This is a genomic window from Alcanivorax sp. (assembly GCF_014762765.1).
Classification (GTDB): domain Bacteria; phylum Pseudomonadota; class Gammaproteobacteria; order Pseudomonadales; family Alcanivoracaceae; genus Alcanivorax.
Genome location: NZ_JABURH010000154.1, coordinates 1 through 18718, shown reverse-complemented (window position 1 = coordinate 18718; position 18718 = coordinate 1). Strand labels below are relative to the sequence as shown.

The following is an 18718-nucleotide window of genomic DNA, read 5'->3' as shown; positions in this document are numbered from 1 at the left end:
TGTAATCCGGCATCTCAAATCTCCCTAAAATAATCGGTGAAAATGAGGCGGGCCGCGGCTCGCCACTCTATTTGGGACGCTAATCTTAGGTCAGGGCTCCTGCACCGCTCTACCCCTATTTGTGACCCGCGAGTCAAACAAGCGTTTGAAACTACCGTTTGCCTCTCTAGTTAACTGTTTTAACAGGTTTTTCGTAAAAACAGCTCGGAGTTGCGGTGGTATCCTCTCCCCTGCCGTGGACATTGGGTATACTCGCCAAAGACGGCTGAATGACTGCTTAGGAACCCGCCAATGATTGATACCAACCTGCTCGACATCCTGGTTTGCCCGGTCAGCAAGGCACCACTGATCTATGACGACAAGGCCTGCGAACTCAAGTGCAAGGCCAGTGGTCTGGCCTATCCGGTCCGTGATGGTATTCCTGTCATGCTGGAGGATCAGGCTCGCTCAATGAGCAATGAGGAAGTCAGCAACCTGTAACTGGATGCTGGCCGTGCCAGACGGAAACATCGGCAACGTAAAAGGATCACTGCATGTACAAGTCCCTGGTGCTGGCCCTGACACTGATAAGTGCCTCTCTCTGTGCCGCCACCCTCCACGCCGAAGAAACCCCGCCAGCATCCGAACGAGAGAAAGAAGAAGCCCGGGCCTCCGACGGTGATAGCGCCCCGGTGCCCGATGAGTCGGTGGGGAGCATGAGCAAGGCCCAACAGCAGAACGACTGCCTGTTGCGAAGTGCGCAGACCGCCAATGAGCAGGTCACCCTGAAAGAGCTGCGCGGCTGGTGCCAGAACGGCGAGGAGCTACCCGGGGAGCGCACCAATGAGGATGCCTTGCGCGCTCGCCTGGCGCTGGAAAACACCACCCGCGGCAATCCCTTTGTGATTACCCCGCATCGCCGCAATTACCTGCTGCCGTACAGCTACTGGTCCAACCGCCAGTGGAATGACCCCGACAAGGATGATCGGGACCTGCAGCCCAACGAGGTGAAGTTCCAGCTATCCCTGAAGGCGCCCCTGAAGGAAAACATCGTCGACGATGTAACCTTGTGGATGGCGTTCACCGGCACCTTCTTCTGGCAGGCCTATAACAGCGAGATCTCCGCGCCGTTTCGGGAAACCAATTACGAGCCGGAAATCTTCATTTCCAAGCCTGTCGACTGGCAGATCGGCCCGCTGGATTCCGAGCTGTTGGTGGCCGGCTTCAACCACCAGTCCAATGGGCGCGATGTACCGGTATCGCGAAGCTGGAACCGGGTATTCATGAATTACGTCTTCAAGACCGGCGACTATTACTGGTCCGTGAAACCCTGGTACCGGATTCCCGAAGAAGAGAAAGACGACCCTCTGGATACCTCCGGTGACGATAATCCGGACATAGAAAAGTTCATGGGCAATTTCGAGCTGGAAGTGGCCTACCCGTTCCGCAACCACGTGCTCGAGCTGATGGTGCGCAACAACCTGCGTTCGGACAACAAGGGTGCCGGACGGATCAACTATTCCTTCCCGCTCAGCAAACGCTTTAAAGGATTGGTACAGGTATTCAGTGGTTACGGGGATTCATTGATCAACTACGACGATTACGAAAACCGTTTCAGCTTCGGGATTTTGCTGACGGATTCGTTGTAAGAGACACAACGCCGGAAAATTTTGCAGGAGCGCCGCTCGCGGCGCGATTCAGGCGCAAGAACCGGGCTTCGCTGTAGGAGCCATGCTTGCATGGCGAACCGAGCGTAGCGAGGCGGCAGAGATCAACCTAGCCGCCATTCTTTTCTGAAACCTGTCGAGCTCTGAGACTCCTGATCGCCCTCCGGCCGATTTCCGCGCAAGCGCGGTTCGCCATGCAAGCATGGGCTCCTACCGCGGCTTCGTAGAAATACCGAGGTCCGAGGAACTTTCCATCCTTTCCCTATCCAACCAGCGTAGCTCGTAGCTCGTAGCTCGTAGCTCGTAGCTCGTAGCTCGTAGCTCGTAGCTAATACCACAACGTAAACAGCAGCCGGGTTACCGTGGCATCAAAGCTGTACAGCGGTTCGGTGCCCGGTGTGGTAGCGACGCGGATATCGCGGAAATTCTCGTAGTCAAAGCTGAAGCGATCCACCCACAGATTCAGCCCTGCCCGGTCGAAGGTATCCCAGTTCGATTTGCTGAATTCGAAACCAATCCCTACCCCCACCACGGTAGAGCTGAATTCGCTGAGCTCCTTGTCTCTGGCAAGAAAATTCTGGGCATTCTGGAATGGAAACAGATCGGCATAAAAATCCGCCTGGCCTTGCTGGTAGGCCCGATAACGCCCCTCAAGAGTCCACTTTCCTCCCAGCGGCTGTATCAGCTTCAATTGCCAACTATTGGCATCAATGCCCCAGGAGTCGTTATACAACCGGTACTCGCCATGCAGACCGGCCCGCCAGGGCAAGTAGTAGGACAGCCGTAGTGAGGTAGCTTCACTGGTGCGGGTTTCTGGATAGCGCTCTGGCTCAAAACTGTAATTGCCACCCGATGTCAGATACCGCACGGAACGGTAGGGGTTGTTCAGATAGCCTTCATCGGTGATCAGCTCATGGCCCAGACTGGCCCTCAGATTACGGGTAAGAATCTGCGATACATTGATCCGAAAATGCTGCCGATCGGCTTCTTCGGCGAAGGTGTTATCGTCACTACGAAACACTTCATCCCAGCCTTTCGAATAGCCAAAGCTCAGAGTTGTCAGGTCGCCAAAGAAATCCTGGCTCATGTCAAAGTGCACCGAGTTCGCCTCGAAATCATTTTCTTCGCTGTTGGCGTAACTCAACGAATAGATGGCCTTGCCATGCAGATAATCCACGCCAACACTTTTCTCGGTGCGCTCTTCCGAGTAGGGACTGGCACTGACCAGCACATCAATGGACGCCGCGGAGACTTCATCCACATAATAATTGGCATGGACCGCCACCTTGTCGGCCACGGATTTTCTTACCAGCACGGACGGACCATTGATTTTCATGCCGCCACCTTCGTACTGGTGATACAGCACATCAAGCCTATCCTCTGGCAATACAGAGGCCTGCAGCAACGCGCTTGAACAGACCAGCACGGCCGCCAGCAGCGCACGCATCAGTTGCATCCGCAGCCTCCACCGGCGCTGCCTTCCGCCCCACGCATGCTTTCCCTCGCCTGATGCACATGGCCCATGTAGCTTTCCGCCACTGGGTGTGCGGACACATTCATCACCGGATCCGCCAGGCGGGCACGCTCATAGGGCTTTAGCCAAGGTTTCACTGCGCAGCCGCTGGCGGTAAACGCCAGCAATAGAACAAGACCGCAGAGACGCATCATTGCCGCTCTATTCATTCCAGCACCAGCGCCTTCACCTGGTCTTCGTATTTATCCATGTAGCCGTCCTTGTAACCACGGTGGTGATGACGGACCACGCCATTGCGGTCAATCAGTACGGTGGTGGGCATGGCATCCACGCCATAGGTTTCACTGGTACTGTTCTGCGGATCAAACAGCACCGGGAAGGTCACTGGAATCTTGTCCAAAAGGCGATCCGCCTGGTCGCGATTCTCATCCAGGTTGACGCCCAGCACGGTGAAGCCGTAGTCGCGATACTCCTGATACAGATCGTCCAGCAACGGCATTTCGGTACGGCAGGGTCCGCACCAGGAGGCCCAGAAATTCAGCAGGATCACCGTGCCCCGCTGTTCGCTGAGCTTCAGGTTGCTGCCATCCAGAGTCTTGAGCGTAAAGTCCGGTGCTGGCGCCCCCTCTGTGGCAAGCGCATTGCTGGAAAAAATCAGCGCCAACGCGCCTATCATCATTGTCAGTGTCTTTTTCATTGTTGCTCCCCCATTTCTTATTTTCAGAAAAACAGACTGACACCAGCGGTCAGCTCCAGATTGTGCGTGGTCTTGTCCTCGCCAAGCACATCCAGATTGAAGATATGGTCTTTCATATCCACCCGCACGGCGATCAGATCATTGACCAGCAGGCGGTACCCCACACCGACACCCAGGGTAAAATGCTCGTCACCGGCGAAATCGGTAATCCCGGCTCCGCCAAGCAGATAAAGAGCGTTATTGAACGTTCGCCCGCCAGACAGAAAAGCCTCTCCGGGCAGCAGGTTGTACCCCACCGACGCCTGGTAATAAGTGAACTCACGTTCATCATCATTCAGCAGACGAACCCCCGCATTAAGGGTTTCGAAACTGGTTTCCCCAGCCTCGGCGCGCCCCAACACAGCCTCGAAGAACACATCCTCGGACAAATGATAATCCAGCCGCACGCCCACCACCGGCTCGGCACCAAAATCTTCAATCGAGAGGATGCCTGCGTACACCCCCGCCTCGAAGTTTTCGCTATCAATATCCGCTTCCTTGATACGACGCCGCTCAATTTGCGGATCCAGTACCGATTCCGGGTCTGCGTCGCGCACAGCGGATGTGTCGTCTGCCGTTTCAGCCATTGCTGCCGTCGGGAGCAATAGCGGCAAGATCAGAACAGCAGGGAGAAACCGAGTTTCCATTCTTCCAGATTCCGGTTGTCGTTTTCTTCGGTGAACAGCACATAACTTCGGTATTCACCCCGTAATACAAAACCGCGAGCCAGGTAGGCCTTCACCCCGGCGCCGGCAAAAGCCAGCGTCTCGTCACGATCTTCCGGGCGCACCAATGTCGCCCGCGGTTCAATACTGGCACGGCCAGTTCCCAGCATCGTATAGGGAGAGATTCTCCAGCGCGGAAACAGCTGATGCTGAAGGTTGAAATCAATCAACTTGGTATTGGAAAAATTCCCACTGGCCTGGGTGAACATGGCCTCGGCAGTGAGGTTTTCTGTGAACCGATAGCCAAGCCCCACCGCCAGCGAGGTAACGCCTTCAAGCTCTCCCGCCAGCACCGATGCCTGCCAGTGCCCACCGGTAAAATCCTCGTGACCCAGATTTTGCAGTTCCGGTGTCTCACCGCTGCCGTCCAGGGTGGACAGCAGCGCCTTGCGAGGCACCCAGCCAATGCGACCCCGGGCGGTTTCCACCTTGATCCAGCCGGCGCGCTGGAACAGCAATGTCAGCGGCGCATGGCGCTCTACCACATGGAAAACCGGGTAACCGCGACCGGGCCCGGTATGGATATCCACGTAGGGCTCCGCAACCTTGACTTGCAAGGGAGGTGACGGTTCGGATGAAACCGCTTTTACCGGTAACAGCACCAGCATGGATAACAACACAACTACAAGGCGCAACGGGTGCGTCTCCCCTTTCAATCGGACATCAAATAAGCCCGGCATGTCGAGTCCGGGCTTGTTTTCATGGCAAGCCATTTACGCCATTCGCCTTGTGAACAAGGCTCCAACGGCACCAGTCAGGTTACACAGGACTGGCGCTTTATCAGTTTTCGGGCACCCGGAACGGGTCGTTATAGAGCTGCGCCCCCAGGTCGGCCCATTCCGCCAGCAACCGCAATTCTTCCACCGTCAGCCAGCTGTCATGGACAGCACCCTGGGCAAAGGTATCAAAGAATGCGTCGGAATTGCGCGCCTGGCCTGCCCGTATGGGCGCCGAGACCGGCACGGTTTCCGTCACCGGAACAGGGTTACCCATGTTATCCAGAATCAGCTCGCCGTCTTCATCAGTTTGGTAAACCACGTTGCCATCACCGTCAGTGACGATCTCCAGCCGGTCGACCAGGGCGCCGTCTTCCAGCACCAGCTCGTTGTCATTGAACAGCAGTTCCCGGTAGCTGGTGGGCTGTAACGGCTGATCTGCAGACGCCTCACCGGTGAGTTCCAGCTGTGCCGGCGGCACCTGCAACGCATTCATGGCATCCCGACGATTGTGGCAAGAAGAGCAGGTAACATCCTCCAGGTTGCCGCCCACATCAGCCTGGCGTGGCAGATCCCAAAGCGGCTGAATATGGTCCTGATAATGGATCACGGTTCGGCATTCCGCCTGCCATTGCTGCTGACAGGGCACCGGGGCGGGCGCCAGGGTCTGCAGATCCGCATAGGCCAGCAACAGGTCTTCGACCGGAGCCGGATCACTCCAGGCATCAAAGTCGCGCATATCAATGGCAGGGATTTCCCGCTCCGGATAGAGACGGGTGAGCGCCTGGGCCATGGTTTCGCCGGCATCGGCAAATCCGACCACATCGGTGCGGGTGTTTGGGAAAGGCTGCCCGGTAAGGGGAGCGCCCGCATTGATCGAAGGTGCCATGCCATCATTGCGGCCATGAGGTAATGGCGAATTGTTGGCGTGGCACCCCTGACACTGCAGGGTTTCTCCCGGGCGCAGGTTGATCCAGGCACCGTGACGGCTGTATACCGCCTTGCCCGTGGCATCGACCAATTGCAGGCCCAGCGGTGCGTCAGCGGGCACCTGCGCACGCACCGAGCCGTCCGGTTCTACCGGCACATAGCCGACAATTTCGCGCATGCCGAAATTCGCCGCCCGCCCGAACTGGGCCCCGGCAATATCCCGGACGTCGTCGTCGGGGATCAACACACCCTTGGTGATACGCAGGAAGCGCACCTGCCGCTCCTGCGGGGTAACCAGTGAGGGGTCCCGAAACTGTTCAAGCGTGGAAATACCCGGCAGCCGTGGGTTATTGAAACTGACAAACCGGCTATCCATGTCGTAGACACTGCGAATATCCAGCCGTGCCAGATTGTCTTCCGCGAGGGCATCGTCACGCTCACTGTCCAGGGCCTGCGAGGGCAGGCTTCGCGCCGTTGCCACTGCCAGTTCTGTGACCCAGAGATCATCCTGCGGGGTCACCACTGGCCGCTGGGTGCCCTCGGCCGGGTCCAGAATCCACAGCCCGAAGGCAGGGGGAGCTTCCGGCAACCCCTGATTCAGATACTCGTCGGTGCAGGGCCGCAGGGTTTGCCCCTCCAGTAGGCGACAGGGAGACCAGGCCATCAGAAAACGACCGGAGCCATCATCCATGCTCACCAAATCCGCCAGTCGCCCTTCCACCGCCACGGCATCAGTCAGGGAGCTGGCGGGGCCCGGCAACGTCTGTTCAGCCTGACTACCAACCCGACCAAACAGTGGGCCGTCACGATTCACGAAGTTGCCAATATCGATGGCCAGCGGCTGCAACTGCCCGGCTCCGGCCTCGCGCAGACGGGCAGCGGTGAGCAGACGGCCATCGCCCATGAGCGAGAGAGGCAGAAATTCCCGAGTGCGATTATTACCGGCGTCATGGCTGTCGGCCCCATAGAGGGGGGTTAGCGACGTTCCGTCCGGGTTGATCCGGTACAGATCAAAGCGGTTATCGTTATCCTTGTTGTCCCAGCGCAGAAATATCACCCGCCCATCGCGGCCCACCAGGGGCGCCACATCATGGCTCATATTGAAGGTGATCTGCTCAATCTCCACGCCGTCCGCACTCATCACGTGCAGGGCGAAGGCATAGGTGTCACGGCCTTCTTCCAGCGGGGTGAACTGGGGTTTTCCCTCATCCAGCAACCTGGCCCGTGCCTGGCGCTGGCGGGTTGAGGCAAACACGATACGGCCATCGGGCAAATAGGCCGGATAGCGATCCTGGCCTTCTTCTGCGCGCAGGTCGCTGCTGATCAGCCGCCGCGCGACGCCCGTTTGAAAACCGTATTCCCACAGGTTCCAGGTGGGCTGCTCATCCTCGTCCGCATCGACAATCTCCGGCGCCCGCGCAGAAAACAGCAGACGACTGCCGTCGTAGCTCATGGTGAGATCACGAACGTCGTGGCCGGCACCGAAAATTGTCGTGGTGACATCACGCGCCACAGCACGGGAGGAAGCGCTGTCGCGCACCATCAGCCTGGCCCCGGCCTGGAACGCTGCCGGTTCTTCCAGGGACTCAACCACAATCTCACCGTCGTCATCCCTGGGCAGCGAACGCTGCACATACGCCACCGGGATATCGGTTACCGTGGGGTCTTTCTGCTGATCCCCCCCGTCCATGCCACCGCAGCCGCTTATCCCCACAAGCAGGCCCAGCAGGACAGGTACCCTCATTATTTTCACCGTTCGTCCGTTTTTTTCTGGTTTGTGTCAGTATCGCGAATCTGTTGTTGATTTTCTGGGCCCCAATTCACAGAGCCTGATGCAGAATGTCATGGACAATGACTGCGGGAAACGGGAAATCTGTTAAACGGTCGATCTGTACTGCCAATCAATGACAGACAGACGACAGCGTAACAAAGAAAAAGGATACAGCCATGAAAGGCTATCGGGGGATCTTTCTGGTGGCGCTGGCTCTGAGCTTGCCTGTGACAGGCATGGCCAACAGTCGCGACCAGGCACAACGCATTCACAATCGGCTGGCGGGTGTACCGGCGGATGCCGCCACACTCACTACCATGGCCAACCTGATCGAGGGCAACCCTACCAGCGGCCCCCGTGACGCAGCGGAACTGGCCATGGACCACCCGGCGTTCTATAACGTCACTCTCAAGCAGTTCGCCACACCGTGGACCAATGAGGCCCAGGATGTGTTCGCACCATTGAATGACTACACCGCCACGGTAATCGGTGCCATTCGCGACGATCTGGACTTTCGGCGAATCCTCTACGATGACCTGCTTTACGTGGGCAACGTCACCCCGGCGGCGTCTGCGGACAGCAATGCCCATTATCGCAACCTGGAAAGTCAGCACGCCAATCTGGCGGATGTGCTCTCCGCCAGCAGCCAGGCCAGCCAGTACGGCACGCCGTCCCAGGCCGTTGCCGGGGTGCTGACCACTCGTGCCGCTGCCAACGCCTTTTTCTATGCCGGCACCAACCGCGCCATGCTGCGCTTCACCCTGATGAACCATCTCTGCCGTGACCTGGAACAGGTGCAGGACACCACTCGCCCCTCCGACCGCATCCGTCAGGATGTCAGCCGCAGCCCCGGCGGCGACAGCCGTATTTTCCGCAACAACTGCATCAGCTGTCACAGTGGCATGGACCCGCTGGCCCAGGGCTTTGCCTACTATGACTGGGAAGGCCCCCAGGAAGGCGACGGTGGCCGCATGGTCTACAACACCAGCGCCGACCCGGATACCGGCACCCGGGTGCAGGGCAAATACCTGATCAACAGCAACAACTTCCCCTGGGGCTACATCACCCCGAACGACAACTGGGACAACTACTGGCGAAAAGGCCCCAATGCCAATCTGGGCTGGGACCCGAATCTCAACGGCAGTGGCAGCGGCGCCGCCAGCCTGGGCCGGGAACTGGCCCACAGCGACGTGTTCGCCACCTGCCAGGCGGAAAAGGTCTTTCAGTCGGTGTGCCTGCGCAAACCCGCAGACAGTGCCGACACCTCTCAACTGGAGAGCATGACGAACCAGTTCAAAAACGATAACTACCGCATGAAGACACTGTTTGCCGATGCGGCCACCTACTGCATGGGGGACTGAGGCGATGCGATACTTACCACTTGTCAGTGCTCTCCTGGCCGCGTTGATCAGCGGCTGTGGTGGCAGCAGCAGCGGCTCCGACACCACGCCGAACGTTAACAATGATGGCGGCAACAACAACGTCACCTATGACGGCCCTGCACCGCGCAATGCCGACGTCTCCGCCTTCAAGATCTATATCTGGAACAATCTGGTCAGCGAGCAACGCTGCGGCGCCTGTCACCGCGATCAGCAGCCGGCCTTCTTGCAGACCGGCGATATCAACCAGGCCTATGCAGCAGCCAACCCGCTAATCGACCTCAACCAGCCTGCGTCCTCGCAGATGGTGCAGAAAGTCGCTGGAGGACATAACTGCTGGGAATCCGATTCGCAATTCTGCGCCGATCAGATCAGTACCTGGATCAGCGCCTGGGCTGGCGAAAGTCTGGGGCTGGGGGGCGGCACCACAGAACTGGAAGAACCGCCGATCAAGGACCCGGGCAACAGCAAGAACTTCCCCCAGGACCCGAGCCTGTTCCAGACCCATGTCTACCCGTTGCTGGACGACCATTGCAGCGACTGCCACCAGAGTGATGCCAACACCCCGCAGGGCCCCTACCTGGCCGCAGATGATGTAAACGAGGCATACACGGCCGTGCGCAGCAAGATCGACCTGAACAGCCCGGCATTGAGCCGTCTGGTAGAGCGTCTCGGTGAAGACAGCCACAACTGCTGGAGCGATAACTGCGACAGTGATGCCCTGGCCATGGAAAATGCCATTCGCGCCATGGCGAACGCCATTGTCCCTACCGCCCCCGACAACGATCTGGTGCTGAGCAAATCACTCAATGTGGACGATGGCACCCTGGCCGCCGGCGGCGGCCGTTACGAGAGCAACATCATCGCCCGCTATGAATTCAAGACCGGCGAAGGCCTCACCGCTTTCGACAGCTCCGGGGTAGACCCGGCCATTCACCTGCAATTCAACGGAGACGTCACCTGGGAAGGCGGCTGGGGCATTCGTCTCAACAACGGCAAGGCCCAGGGCAGCACCGCCACCAGCAAGAAGCTCAGTGACATGATACGCACCACCGGCGAACTGACCCTGGAAGCCTGGCTGGTGCCCGCCAGCACCGGCCAGGATGATGCCCATATCATCAGTTACTCCGCCGGCCCGGATGCCCGCAACCTGACACTGGCGCAAAGCGGCAGCAATTATCAGTTGTTCCAGCGTATCGGTGAAGCCACTGACGGCAACGGCGAACCGGTGCTGGAAACGGCTGACGATCCGCTGCAGGCCAGCCTGCAGCACGTGGCGGTGACCTTCGACCCGGTAAACGGTCGCCAGATCTATATCAATGGTGCCCGCAACGGCGCCACTGACCCGGTCAGCCCCGCCCTGCTCAACACCTGGGACGATACCTTTGCCCTGGTGCTGGGCAACGAAGCGTCCAGTGATCGCCCCTGGGAAGGCGTGATCCGTTTTGCCGCCATCCACAACCGGGCACTCACTGAAGAACAGATTCGTACCAACTTCGACGCCGGCGTTGGCGAGCGTTATTTTCTGCCCTTCTTCATCGGTCACCTGATCGATCAGCCCGGCGCCTATGTGGTATTCGAAGTGTCCCGTTTCGATAACTTCAGCTATCTGTTCGCCGCGCCCTACTTCATCAACTTGGAGCAGGATATCGTCAGCGAGGAAGTGCCCCTGGCCGGCCTGCGCCTGGGCATCAATGGCCAGGTGCCGGATGTGGCGCAAGCCTTCGCCACCCTGAACACGGAGATCGGCGGCGACGGTTACAGCGAACAGGGAGAAACCCTGTCCCGCCTGGGCACCTTGCTGCCGGTGGAACAGGGCCAGGATAACGATGAATTCTTCCTGACCTTCGAACGCCTGGGCAGCCATACCCATGTGCATACCGAGCCGCAGCCCTTGCCGCTGACGCCCAATGAATACGGTGAGCAACCCCTGGCCGGGCTGCGCAACTTTGCCGAAATCAACGCCACCATGAGTGTGCTCACCGGGGTGCCGGAGGGTTATGGGGAGGTGCCGGATACCTATCAGCGCCTGCGCACCCAACTCCCCAGTGAGGAAAATATTGAAGCCTTCCTGACCGCACATCAGGTAGGCGTGGCGCAGCTATCCATTGAGTACTGCAACGCCCTGGTGGAAGCCGAGCGCAACAATGATGGCAGCATCACTCCCCTGTTCGCAGGGCTGAACTACAACGCGGGTGCCGACACCATTACCCAGCAACAATGGCGGGACTGGGTCATTTCACCGCTGTTTGAACGCATGGTCGGCAATGGTCAGGCCGACCAGCCAGCGCGGGCGGATGTGGAAGGGGAACTGGAGAACCTGCTGTTCGACACCAATGTGACACAGTGCAGCAGTGACTGCGTGGAACGCACCGCCACCGCGGCAAAGGCGGCCTGTGCCGCCATGCTCGGCAGTGCCACCATGCTGATGCAATAGAGCCTGTTTGGGGACAGAATCATGAAACGTAACTTTCTAAAAAAACGTAACCCGCCCCTGCATCCGGATGCTCCCTTGTTGAATCTGGGCCACGGCAAACCGGTCAGCCGCCGGGACATGCTGGGCCGCGGCCTGCTCACCGGCGCAGCGTTCGGCAGCGTCGGCATGTTTGGTTTGTTCAGTAATCCTCGCGACGCCATGGCTGCATTGTCCGGTGATCTGGAAGGCATGAAAACCGACTGCGGCATCGCCGCCGCCGGGGCCGGCAAGATCCCCTTCATCTGTTTTGATCTGGCCGGTGGCGCTAACATTGCCGGCTCCAACGTACTGGTGGGTGGCCAGGGCGGACAACAGGATCTTCTCAGCAGTGCTGGCTACTCGAAACTGGGCCTGCCCGGCAACATGGCGCCCAATAATGACCCAACTACCATCAACACGGATCTGGGACTGGCCTTTCACAGTGATTCCCCCTTCCTGCTCGGGATTCTCGACAAGGCCCCGAATGCCACCGCCAATACCAATGGTTGCGTGATTCCGGCGCGTTCGGAAAACGATACCGCCAACAATCCACACAATCCCATGTACGGTATTTTCAATGCCGGCGCCGACGGCGAACTGCTGTCATTGATTGGCTCTCGCAGCTCCATGTCGGGCGGCAATTCCATGTCCCCGGATGCGTCCATCATTGCCTCAGCCCGCCCCACCAAGGTAGACCGGCGCTCCGATGTCACCGGCCTGGTAGACACCGGCAAACTGGTCGGCCTGCTTGATCAGGCGGATGCGGTATCAGTGATGGAGTCCATCGCCCGCATCAGCCACAAGCGCATTGATCGTATCGACAGCGGCCTTACCGACACCAATCGCCGCGACAACCTGCGCAACCTGTTGCGTTGCGGTTATGTGGAAGCCGCAGACATCACCGACCGCTATGGCGATCCATCGACCCTGGATATCCGCCAGGACATGGACATCCTCGGCATCTTCTCGGACGCCGAACTGAACGACCGGGAGTTTGAAAAAACGGCCTCGGTGATGAAACTGGTGGTCAACGGCTACGCGGGCGCCGGCTGTATCAGCATGGGCGGCTTTGACTATCACACCGGCGAACGGGGAACCGGTGAAATTCGTGACCGCCGTGCTGGCCGCTGCATGGGCGCCTGCCTCGAATACGCTCGCCGCAAGGGAGTGCCACTGATGATTTATGTGTTCAGCGATGGCTCCGTGGCCAGCAACGGACGCATCGATGACTCTGCCGAGGGGCGCGGCAAGGGCGAATGGACTGGCGATAATTCCTCGACCGCAGCGTCCTTCTTTCTGGTCTACGACCCCAATGGCCGCCCCACCCTCAATACGACGGGCGGCACGGCGGAACAACATCAACAGCTGGGCTGGATGCGCCCGGATGCCTCGGTGGAAACCGCTGGCACCCCGGCCGCCAACAACGTGAACCTGCTGGCGGAAACCGTGTGGCTGAACTACATGGCGCTTCATGGTGAGCAAGGTTTGTTCTCGGAGAAGTTCCCCAATCACAGTCTGGGCAACAGCGACTCCATGGACCGGCTCACCGCCTTCGAGCCCATTGTCAGTGGTACCATTACCTGACAACTCCCGTTGGAGCCTTGCTCGCAAAGCGAAGGGGGCAAATCACCCCCGGTGCTTTCTTAACAGGCTGTTGAAAAGCTCGTTAAATCTTCGCTTTGCGAGCAACGCTCCAACTTCCACACACTGGTCCCGGATACACCGATGCATTGCCCCCGTCCGCTTCTGTCACTGCTTGTCTGCCTGCCACTGCTGCTATCGTTCCCCGTACAAGCCGACTGGCAACAACACAGCTGGGATGTGATGGGTACCCGCGCCAGCATCTCCCTGTGGTCCGAGGACGATGCCGCCCCTCTGTTCCAGCAACTGGAAACGGAGATGGAGCGGCTTAACCAGTTACTGTCACCCTGGATAGACGACAGCGAGCTGGCCCGACTCAACCGGCAAGGCCACGAAGCACCGCAAGCCATCAGCCCCGAGTTTTACCGGTTGCTGGAACAATCCCTGCACTACTATCAGCTCACCGGCGGCGCCTTCGACATCACCTTTGCCAGTGCCGGCCACCTCTACGACTACCGGGAGGGCAAGGCGCCCCGTGATCGGGAACTGGAAATAGCCGCCCGACATATCGGTGCCGACCGGATTGAATTGCTCGCCGATAACCAGGTGAAATTTCGCACATCAGGCACCCGCATTGATCTTGGCGGGATCGCCAAAGGCTATGCCATCGACCAGGGGATCGCACTGCTGAAAGCCTCCGGCGTTGAACATGCCTGGCTAGCTCTCGGGGGTGACAGCTATGTGCTCGGCGACCACCGCGGCCGCCCCTGGGAAGTCGGCATTCAGCACCCCCGCGACCAGAAAAAAGTCGCCATGCGCTTACCCATCAGCAACATCGCCATGTCCACATCCGGCGACTACCAGCGCTACTTCATCCAGGAAGGTCGTCGCATCCATCACATCCTGTCACCACAAACCGGCAAGAGCATCGATGGCCTGGCCAGCGTCACCGTACTGGCAAACAACAGTCTGGATGCAGATGCACTCTCCACGAGTGTCTTCGTGCTGGGCGTAGAAAAAGGTCTGGCGCTGATCAACCGGTTAGCAGATACCTCCGCCATCATCATCGACCGCGGCGGTAACGTTTTTTATTCCGACGACCTCACAACACCGCAGTGACGGTTGATTCAACCTACGGGCGAGCGACCAGCCAAGTGCCAGCGCCGATCATGCTGGCGCCAGCCACGAGACTCAGAGGCTGCTGCGAACCGGGATTGCCGTGGCGGGTAATCCGTTCGGCCAGTAACGCATAGACAGCCTTGACTCCACCCACACTGAAAACGGTAATCAGCAGCACCGCGACAAGATCCATCGCATCCGGCGTGTGCATATCCACAAACAGGGGAAACAGGCTGGCGTAGAAAACAATGGCCTTGATATCGCCCAGGGTCACCGCCAGCCCGGCCAGGAAACTGACCGTCTTGCTGCTACCATTGATCGACTCTGCCTTTAAGGCCGTGCCACGGCTGCGGATAAGCGTGATGCCGAACCACACCAACCAGACCCCCGCGGCAATGCGGACCAGTGTGAAAACCCCGCCCAGTTGCTGGGCCAGCTCGGTCATCCCCCACAGGGCAAGCACGGCGAACAGCAAATCCGCCACCACGATACCGGCGGCCACCCAGAGACCGTGAGCTACGCCCAGCCGGGCAGAACGCACCACCACCAGCGCAACGCTGGTACTAGGCAGTGCCGCCAGCACCATCATCACCGGAATCAGTAACAGCAACCCGTATCCATCCATGGTCATGCCCTGCAATTAGCCCCGTTACCTTGTGAACAAGACTCCCACGACATCGTTGCTCTCAACACAACGTCGCGGTTAGAGCCTGGCTTGCAAGGCAAAGAAAACAGCGGCCCTTGTTACTCGACAAGCGGCGCCGAGTCACTTCTCGCCGCCGGCTCACGCCCATTGCGCAACGCCTTGTTATACAGATCCGCCAGGCCTTCATGGGCTGCCGCACTGAAACGCTTCAACCGCTTGCGGGTCACCGTGACCTGCTCAAACGCGGACGCCTGCAGAGAATATTGCTGACGCCGCATCAGCCGCTCGCCGCGCTGCTGTAAACTGGCCAACTCCTGCTCCAGTGCGGGCAGTTCCTGGCGGAAAAAATCCAGGCGCTGGACCCGGTTGCTCGCCACCATTACCCGGCTACGCAATTTTCGGGTCTGGTCCAGCATGGCGCTGATGTCATTCAGTTCCTGCTGGCGTTGCCACTGGCGTGGCACGATATCCTGCTGCATTTCCCACAACAGAACCCCCTTGTAAAAATCCAGCTTGGCGGTCATATCTGGCCGTTTACGTTTGCCCCAACTCCGGGTTTTGCGCTCGGCCTCCTGCTGAGCCTGCCAAAGACGCTGCTCATCGTCAGTGGCAAAAGGCAACGGGTCCTGATCCGATACAGCGGCCCGATAATCACCCTGCAGGCGGGTAAGGCGACCCTGGAAATCCTGCTGTGACAATTCCCGCAGCAGGGCCTGAGCCTGGGGTCTGACCTGCTGATGCTTGCGCTCATGGGCGTCGAGCATGGTCTGCATGGCGGGCAAGGTATTCTGCCATTGGGTCAGCAGATTCCGTTGACGCATCAGCTCATGGTAGTTGTGCCAGCCATGCTGGAATTCCGTGGTGGCAAACCATTCGTAGAAAGTCGGAAAACTCTTCACCCGTTTTGGTAAAAACGGGGGCACCGGGTCCATGGCGGTGGACCAGCGTGGCTCACCGACCATTTCCGCAAACCAGTCACCATTGGCAATGCGCGCCTCCACTTCCAGCAGGTACTCTTCCAGCCCGTCGAAGCGCTCCAGCGCGGTCTGAAAAGCCTGACGAGCGGAACGCTGATCGCCCATCTGTTCGTACAGATAGGGGATCGCCAGCTGCGCTTCCTGCACGGTGGAACGCTGGATCGATTTACTGTCCAGCTGCTGCAGCACTGGCAACGCCCTGCCCGGCTGGTTCTCGATCAGCAGGGCGCGGGCGTAAAGCAGCAGGGAGACATCAGCAAAGGGCCCTTCCAGGCGGGCATCGCGCAACAATTTTAGAGCACGGTCCTCCTGGTCGCTGCGCAGCATGTAAATTGCCAGCGCCAGCATGGCCTTGTCCTTGATCGCGTTCACCTCTGGCGCGCCGGGCGGCATATTGGCCAGCTCCCACAACCATTCCTGGCCCAGACCCGGGTGTTTGCCGTTGATCCAGCTGATCGCCAGGTTATAGCGCAGGTAGGCATTGAGCGGATGATTGGCGGCAAAGGCATCCAGGGATTCCGCCGCTTCTTCATAGCGGCCCAGGCGCATCAGCACCCGCGCCCTCAGGCTGTGGTAAACCTCTTGCAGATCCTCAGGCGGCGGACCGGCCTGTTGCTCCAGGGTTTCCAGCGCACGGGGGTATTTCTGTTGTCGGTAATAAAGTCCGGCAAGATGAATCCAGGCGCGCTGGGCCACTTCACCACTGACCTGCTGGTCCAGCAAGGCACTGAACACCCGCTCGGCATCTTCCGGCATACCGTAGGCGCTGTACATGGCGCCCAGCAGGACTTCCAGGTCCGCCCGGTGCACATCCACCTCGCCCCGCTCCAGGGCCATCTGCGCCCGGGTCAGGGCAGCGAAGTAATCTCCCTGTAGGTACAGATACGCCACTTCCCCATAGGCCAACTCCTGCACCTGATGCGGCTTGTCCAAACGCCCCCAGGCCAGTGAGCTGATCAGCAACAACACCACGCCACACCACTTCAGCATGTTCGCCTCAGCGCCAGTCACGGAACAGGAGACGAGGCTGCTGTTTGGCCTTGTCATCCTCAATATGCAGCTGGACGAAATGGCGGCCATGGCGCTTTTCAAACTGCCCGGTGACACCCCGTCGAATTTCCCTATCTTCAGGCCCCATTCCGGTCACAAAGGCAGTGATTTCGTGCTCGCCGTTTTTCACGTTGGCCAGCGCCAGTCGCTGCACCGCCCCGTTCTTCAAGGCCCGAATTTCCCGCTCGGTGTAAAGGTGGCTGGCCAGTACTTCGCCATCCAGCTCCAGGGTAATGCTGTCCGGCTGGAAGTAATGCCCCACATCCAGGGATACATAGATGCCTACCTGGGTATCGGCAGGAAACAGCAGCTCCTCCTCCAGCAGTAGCAGACGCTTATTGACTTCCAGTACGTCGCGCTTGAAGTCCGCCAGCTCCTGATCCAGCTCGGCCCCCTGAAGCTGGCTGGCAACCAGCATCAACAGCAACACTACTACTTGGCGCATTGCGCTCCCCCAATCCCGATGGTTTTTTGGCAATCTACCATAGCCATGCGACTTTGACTGTTGCGATCGTCACACCTGATCCGCTCTTCACGTTAACTTGTCCGATCAACGGCGATTCTTCGCCCATGACATCCCCATCGCTTCCCTATCCGGTACTGATTACCGGTGCCAGCTCAGGCATCGGCCTGGCACTCACCCGCCTTCATCTGGCGCGCGGAGACCAGGTTATTGCCAGCAGCCGCGATCCTGGCAGCTCGCCATTGGCAGCACTGGCCACCCGGCACGACACGCTGACGCTGGTGGCAGCGGATCTGACCGATCCCCAGGGGCCTGCAGGGCTCGCCGAGGAAATCAAAACGCTCAGCGAGCACCTGTCGAGAGTGATTCATTGTGCCGGTGTGCTACACGACACCAGCCGGAATCTGTCACCGGAAAAACGGCTGGAAGATCTGTCGCTGGAAAACCTGGAATACAGTTTCCGCCTGAACGCCTGGGCGCCGATGCTGCTGGCCCGGAGTCTGCTGCCACAGCTACGCCGACAGCCGGCCACCTTCGCCGTCATCTCCGCCCGGGTGGGCAGCATTACCGACAACCATCTGGGCGGCTGGTACAGCTATCGCAGCAGCAAGGCGGCGCTGAACCAACTGATGCGCACCTTCGCCGTGGAGGCCCACCGCCGGGCCCCTCATCTCACCCTGTTGGCATTGCATCCAGGCACCACTGACACCCCTCTGTCGGCGCCCTTCCAGTCCCGGGTCCCGGAAGAGAAGCTGTTTTCTGCAGACTGGGTGGCAGAGCAATTGACGCTGCAACTGGACCAGGCAATACCGGAACAGAGCGGCAGTTTTATTAACTGGCGGGGAGATCCGCTGCCCTGGTAGCAGATACAAATTTTCCACACTTGTCGCTTGCCATACCCTGCCCGCCCAAGCCACTATCGACGGGCTGATGCACAATGTGTATTGGTACCCATGCCGGCGGCCCGGTCAGGATGCCGCGCCATGCGCGCCCCATCAGGGGCGCGGTGGCGTGGCGGGAGATCGGGCCGTTCGGCATGCACCTATCCCG

General features: G+C 59.2%; 16 protein-coding genes. 7 read left to right on the top strand and 9 right to left on the bottom strand.

Going from position 1 to position 18718, the window contains the following annotated elements:
- Positions 1 to 291: 291 nt before the first annotated feature.
- Both HUJ17_RS11280 and HUJ17_RS11275 read left to right on the top strand, forming a co-directional pair.
- Positions 292 to 480: a Trm112 family protein gene (locus tag HUJ17_RS11280; protein ID WP_290510782.1), complete on the top strand. Its 189-nt coding sequence runs from the start codon at positions 292 to 294 to the stop codon at positions 478 to 480.
- A gap of 53 nt (positions 481 to 533) precedes the next feature.
- A complete protein-coding gene (locus HUJ17_RS11275) occupies positions 534 to 1628 on the top strand; it encodes a phospholipase A (protein ID WP_290510781.1) in 1095 nt (364 codons plus the stop codon).
- Positions 1629 to 1974: 346 nt separating this feature from the next.
- Here HUJ17_RS11275 and HUJ17_RS11270 read toward each other — a convergent pair whose 3' ends face one another.
- The 6 genes from HUJ17_RS11270 to HUJ17_RS11245 form a co-directional block, all read right to left on the bottom strand.
- Positions 1975 to 3102, bottom strand: coding sequence for a DUF3570 domain-containing protein (locus HUJ17_RS11270; RefSeq protein WP_290510780.1), 1128 nt, complete (start codon positions 3100 to 3102; stop codon positions 1975 to 1977).
- Complete coding sequence (locus HUJ17_RS11265) at positions 3093 to 3329, bottom strand: DUF4266 domain-containing protein (protein WP_290510779.1); 237 nt, start codon at positions 3327 to 3329, stop codon at positions 3093 to 3095. The genes HUJ17_RS11270 and HUJ17_RS11265 overlap by 10 nt, the downstream gene beginning before the upstream one ends.
- Positions 3326 to 3817 (bottom strand): TlpA disulfide reductase family protein, encoded by a 492-nt coding sequence (locus tag HUJ17_RS11260; protein ID WP_290510778.1) that lies wholly within the window; start codon positions 3815 to 3817, stop codon positions 3326 to 3328. The genes HUJ17_RS11265 and HUJ17_RS11260 overlap by 4 nt, the downstream gene beginning before the upstream one ends.
- A gap of 23 nt (positions 3818 to 3840) precedes the next feature.
- Positions 3841 to 4443, bottom strand: a complete 603-nt coding sequence (locus HUJ17_RS11255) for an outer membrane beta-barrel domain-containing protein (protein WP_290510777.1) — start codon at positions 4441 to 4443, stop codon at positions 3841 to 3843.
- A 29-nt stretch (positions 4444 to 4472) separates the two neighbouring features.
- Complete coding sequence (locus tag HUJ17_RS11250) at positions 4473 to 5261, bottom strand: outer membrane beta-barrel protein (protein WP_290510776.1); 789 nt, start codon at positions 5259 to 5261, stop codon at positions 4473 to 4475.
- 100 nt (positions 5262 to 5361) lie between these two features.
- On the bottom strand, positions 5362 to 7971 hold the full coding sequence (locus HUJ17_RS11245; protein WP_290510775.1) for a hypothetical protein: 2610 nt from the start codon (positions 7969 to 7971) through the stop codon (positions 5362 to 5364).
- Between the two features lie 203 nt (positions 7972 to 8174).
- On the opposite strand from HUJ17_RS11245, the gene HUJ17_RS11240 reads away from it, so the two are divergent.
- The 4 genes from HUJ17_RS11240 to HUJ17_RS11225 all read left to right on the top strand — a co-directional run bounded on the left by HUJ17_RS11240 (position 8175) and on the right by HUJ17_RS11225 (position 14532).
- Complete coding sequence (locus HUJ17_RS11240; protein ID WP_290510774.1) at positions 8175 to 9359, top strand: hypothetical protein; 1185 nt, start codon at positions 8175 to 8177, stop codon at positions 9357 to 9359.
- A 4-nt stretch (positions 9360 to 9363) separates the two neighbouring features.
- Entirely contained in the window at positions 9364 to 11814 is a 2451-nt protein-coding gene (locus tag HUJ17_RS11235; protein ID WP_290510773.1) for a LamG domain-containing protein, read from the top strand.
- 21 nt (positions 11815 to 11835) lie between these two features.
- Complete coding sequence (locus HUJ17_RS11230) at positions 11836 to 13416, top strand: general secretion pathway protein GspF (protein ID WP_290510772.1); 1581 nt, start codon at positions 11836 to 11838, stop codon at positions 13414 to 13416.
- 141 nt (positions 13417 to 13557) lie between these two features.
- Positions 13558 to 14532, top strand: a complete 975-nt coding sequence (locus HUJ17_RS11225) for an FAD:protein FMN transferase (RefSeq protein ID WP_290510771.1) — start codon at positions 13558 to 13560, stop codon at positions 14530 to 14532.
- A gap of 13 nt (positions 14533 to 14545) precedes the next feature.
- Here HUJ17_RS11225 and HUJ17_RS11220 read toward each other — a convergent pair whose 3' ends face one another.
- The 3 genes from HUJ17_RS11220 to HUJ17_RS11210 all read right to left on the bottom strand — a co-directional run bounded on the left by HUJ17_RS11220 (position 14546) and on the right by HUJ17_RS11210 (position 17650).
- Positions 14546 to 15163 carry a LysE family translocator gene (locus HUJ17_RS11220; RefSeq protein ID WP_290510770.1) on the bottom strand — a complete coding sequence of 206 codons (618 nt, stop codon included), beginning with the start codon at positions 15161 to 15163 and terminating at the stop codon, positions 14546 to 14548.
- 113 nt (positions 15164 to 15276) lie between these two features.
- Positions 15277 to 17145 carry a tetratricopeptide repeat protein gene (locus HUJ17_RS11215; protein WP_290510769.1) on the bottom strand — a complete coding sequence of 623 codons (1869 nt, stop codon included), beginning with the start codon at positions 17143 to 17145 and terminating at the stop codon, positions 15277 to 15279.
- Positions 17146 to 17152: 7 nt separating this feature from the next.
- Entirely contained in the window at positions 17153 to 17650 is a 498-nt protein-coding gene (locus HUJ17_RS11210; RefSeq protein ID WP_290510768.1) for a hypothetical protein, read from the bottom strand.
- 125 nt (positions 17651 to 17775) lie between these two features.
- Here HUJ17_RS11210 and HUJ17_RS11205 point away from each other — a divergent pair, with 125 nt between their 5' ends.
- Positions 17776 to 18531: an SDR family NAD(P)-dependent oxidoreductase gene (locus tag HUJ17_RS11205; RefSeq protein WP_290510767.1), complete on the top strand. Its 756-nt coding sequence runs from the start codon at positions 17776 to 17778 to the stop codon at positions 18529 to 18531.
- The last annotated feature ends 187 nt before the right edge of the window (positions 18532 to 18718 follow it).

What these genes read in the sequence shown, in the direction of transcription:
- HUJ17_RS11215 (WP_290510769.1), bottom strand. Translation starts at nt 17,145, where the DNA reads ATGCTGAAGTGGTGTGGCGTGGTGTTGTTGCTGATCAGCTCACTGGCC.
- HUJ17_RS11260 (WP_290510778.1), bottom strand. Translation starts at nt 3,817, where the DNA reads ATGAAAAAGACACTGACAATGATGATAGGCGCGTTGGCGCTGATTTTT.
- HUJ17_RS11255 (WP_290510777.1), bottom strand. Translation starts at nt 4,443, where the DNA reads ATGGCTGAAACGGCAGACGACACATCCGCTGTGCGCGACGCAGACCCG.
- HUJ17_RS11235 (WP_290510773.1), top strand. Translation starts at nt 9,364, where the DNA reads ATGCGATACTTACCACTTGTCAGTGCTCTCCTGGCCGCGTTGATCAGC.
- HUJ17_RS11225 (WP_290510771.1), top strand. Translation starts at nt 13,558, where the DNA reads ATGCATTGCCCCCGTCCGCTTCTGTCACTGCTTGTCTGCCTGCCACTG.
- HUJ17_RS11265 (WP_290510779.1), bottom strand. Translation starts at nt 3,329, where the DNA reads ATGAATAGAGCGGCAATGATGCGTCTCTGCGGTCTTGTTCTATTGCTG.
- HUJ17_RS11275 (WP_290510781.1), top strand. Translation starts at nt 534, where the DNA reads ATGTACAAGTCCCTGGTGCTGGCCCTGACACTGATAAGTGCCTCTCTC.
- HUJ17_RS11230 (WP_290510772.1), top strand. Translation starts at nt 11,836, where the DNA reads ATGAAACGTAACTTTCTAAAAAAACGTAACCCGCCCCTGCATCCGGAT.
- HUJ17_RS11250 (WP_290510776.1), bottom strand. Translation starts at nt 5,261, where the DNA reads ATGCCGGGCTTATTTGATGTCCGATTGAAAGGGGAGACGCACCCGTTG.
- HUJ17_RS11220 (WP_290510770.1), bottom strand. Translation starts at nt 15,163, where the DNA reads ATGACCATGGATGGATACGGGTTGCTGTTACTGATTCCGGTGATGATG.
- HUJ17_RS11210 (WP_290510768.1), bottom strand. Translation starts at nt 17,650, where the DNA reads ATGCGCCAAGTAGTAGTGTTGCTGTTGATGCTGGTTGCCAGCCAGCTT.
- HUJ17_RS11280 (WP_290510782.1), top strand. Translation starts at nt 292, where the DNA reads ATGATTGATACCAACCTGCTCGACATCCTGGTTTGCCCGGTCAGCAAG.
- HUJ17_RS11240 (WP_290510774.1), top strand. Translation starts at nt 8,175, where the DNA reads ATGAAAGGCTATCGGGGGATCTTTCTGGTGGCGCTGGCTCTGAGCTTG.
- HUJ17_RS11270 (WP_290510780.1), bottom strand. Translation starts at nt 3,102, where the DNA reads ATGCAACTGATGCGTGCGCTGCTGGCGGCCGTGCTGGTCTGTTCAAGC.
- HUJ17_RS11205 (WP_290510767.1), top strand. Translation starts at nt 17,776, where the DNA reads ATGACATCCCCATCGCTTCCCTATCCGGTACTGATTACCGGTGCCAGC.
- HUJ17_RS11245 (WP_290510775.1), bottom strand. Translation starts at nt 7,971, where the DNA reads ATGAGGGTACCTGTCCTGCTGGGCCTGCTTGTGGGGATAAGCGGCTGC.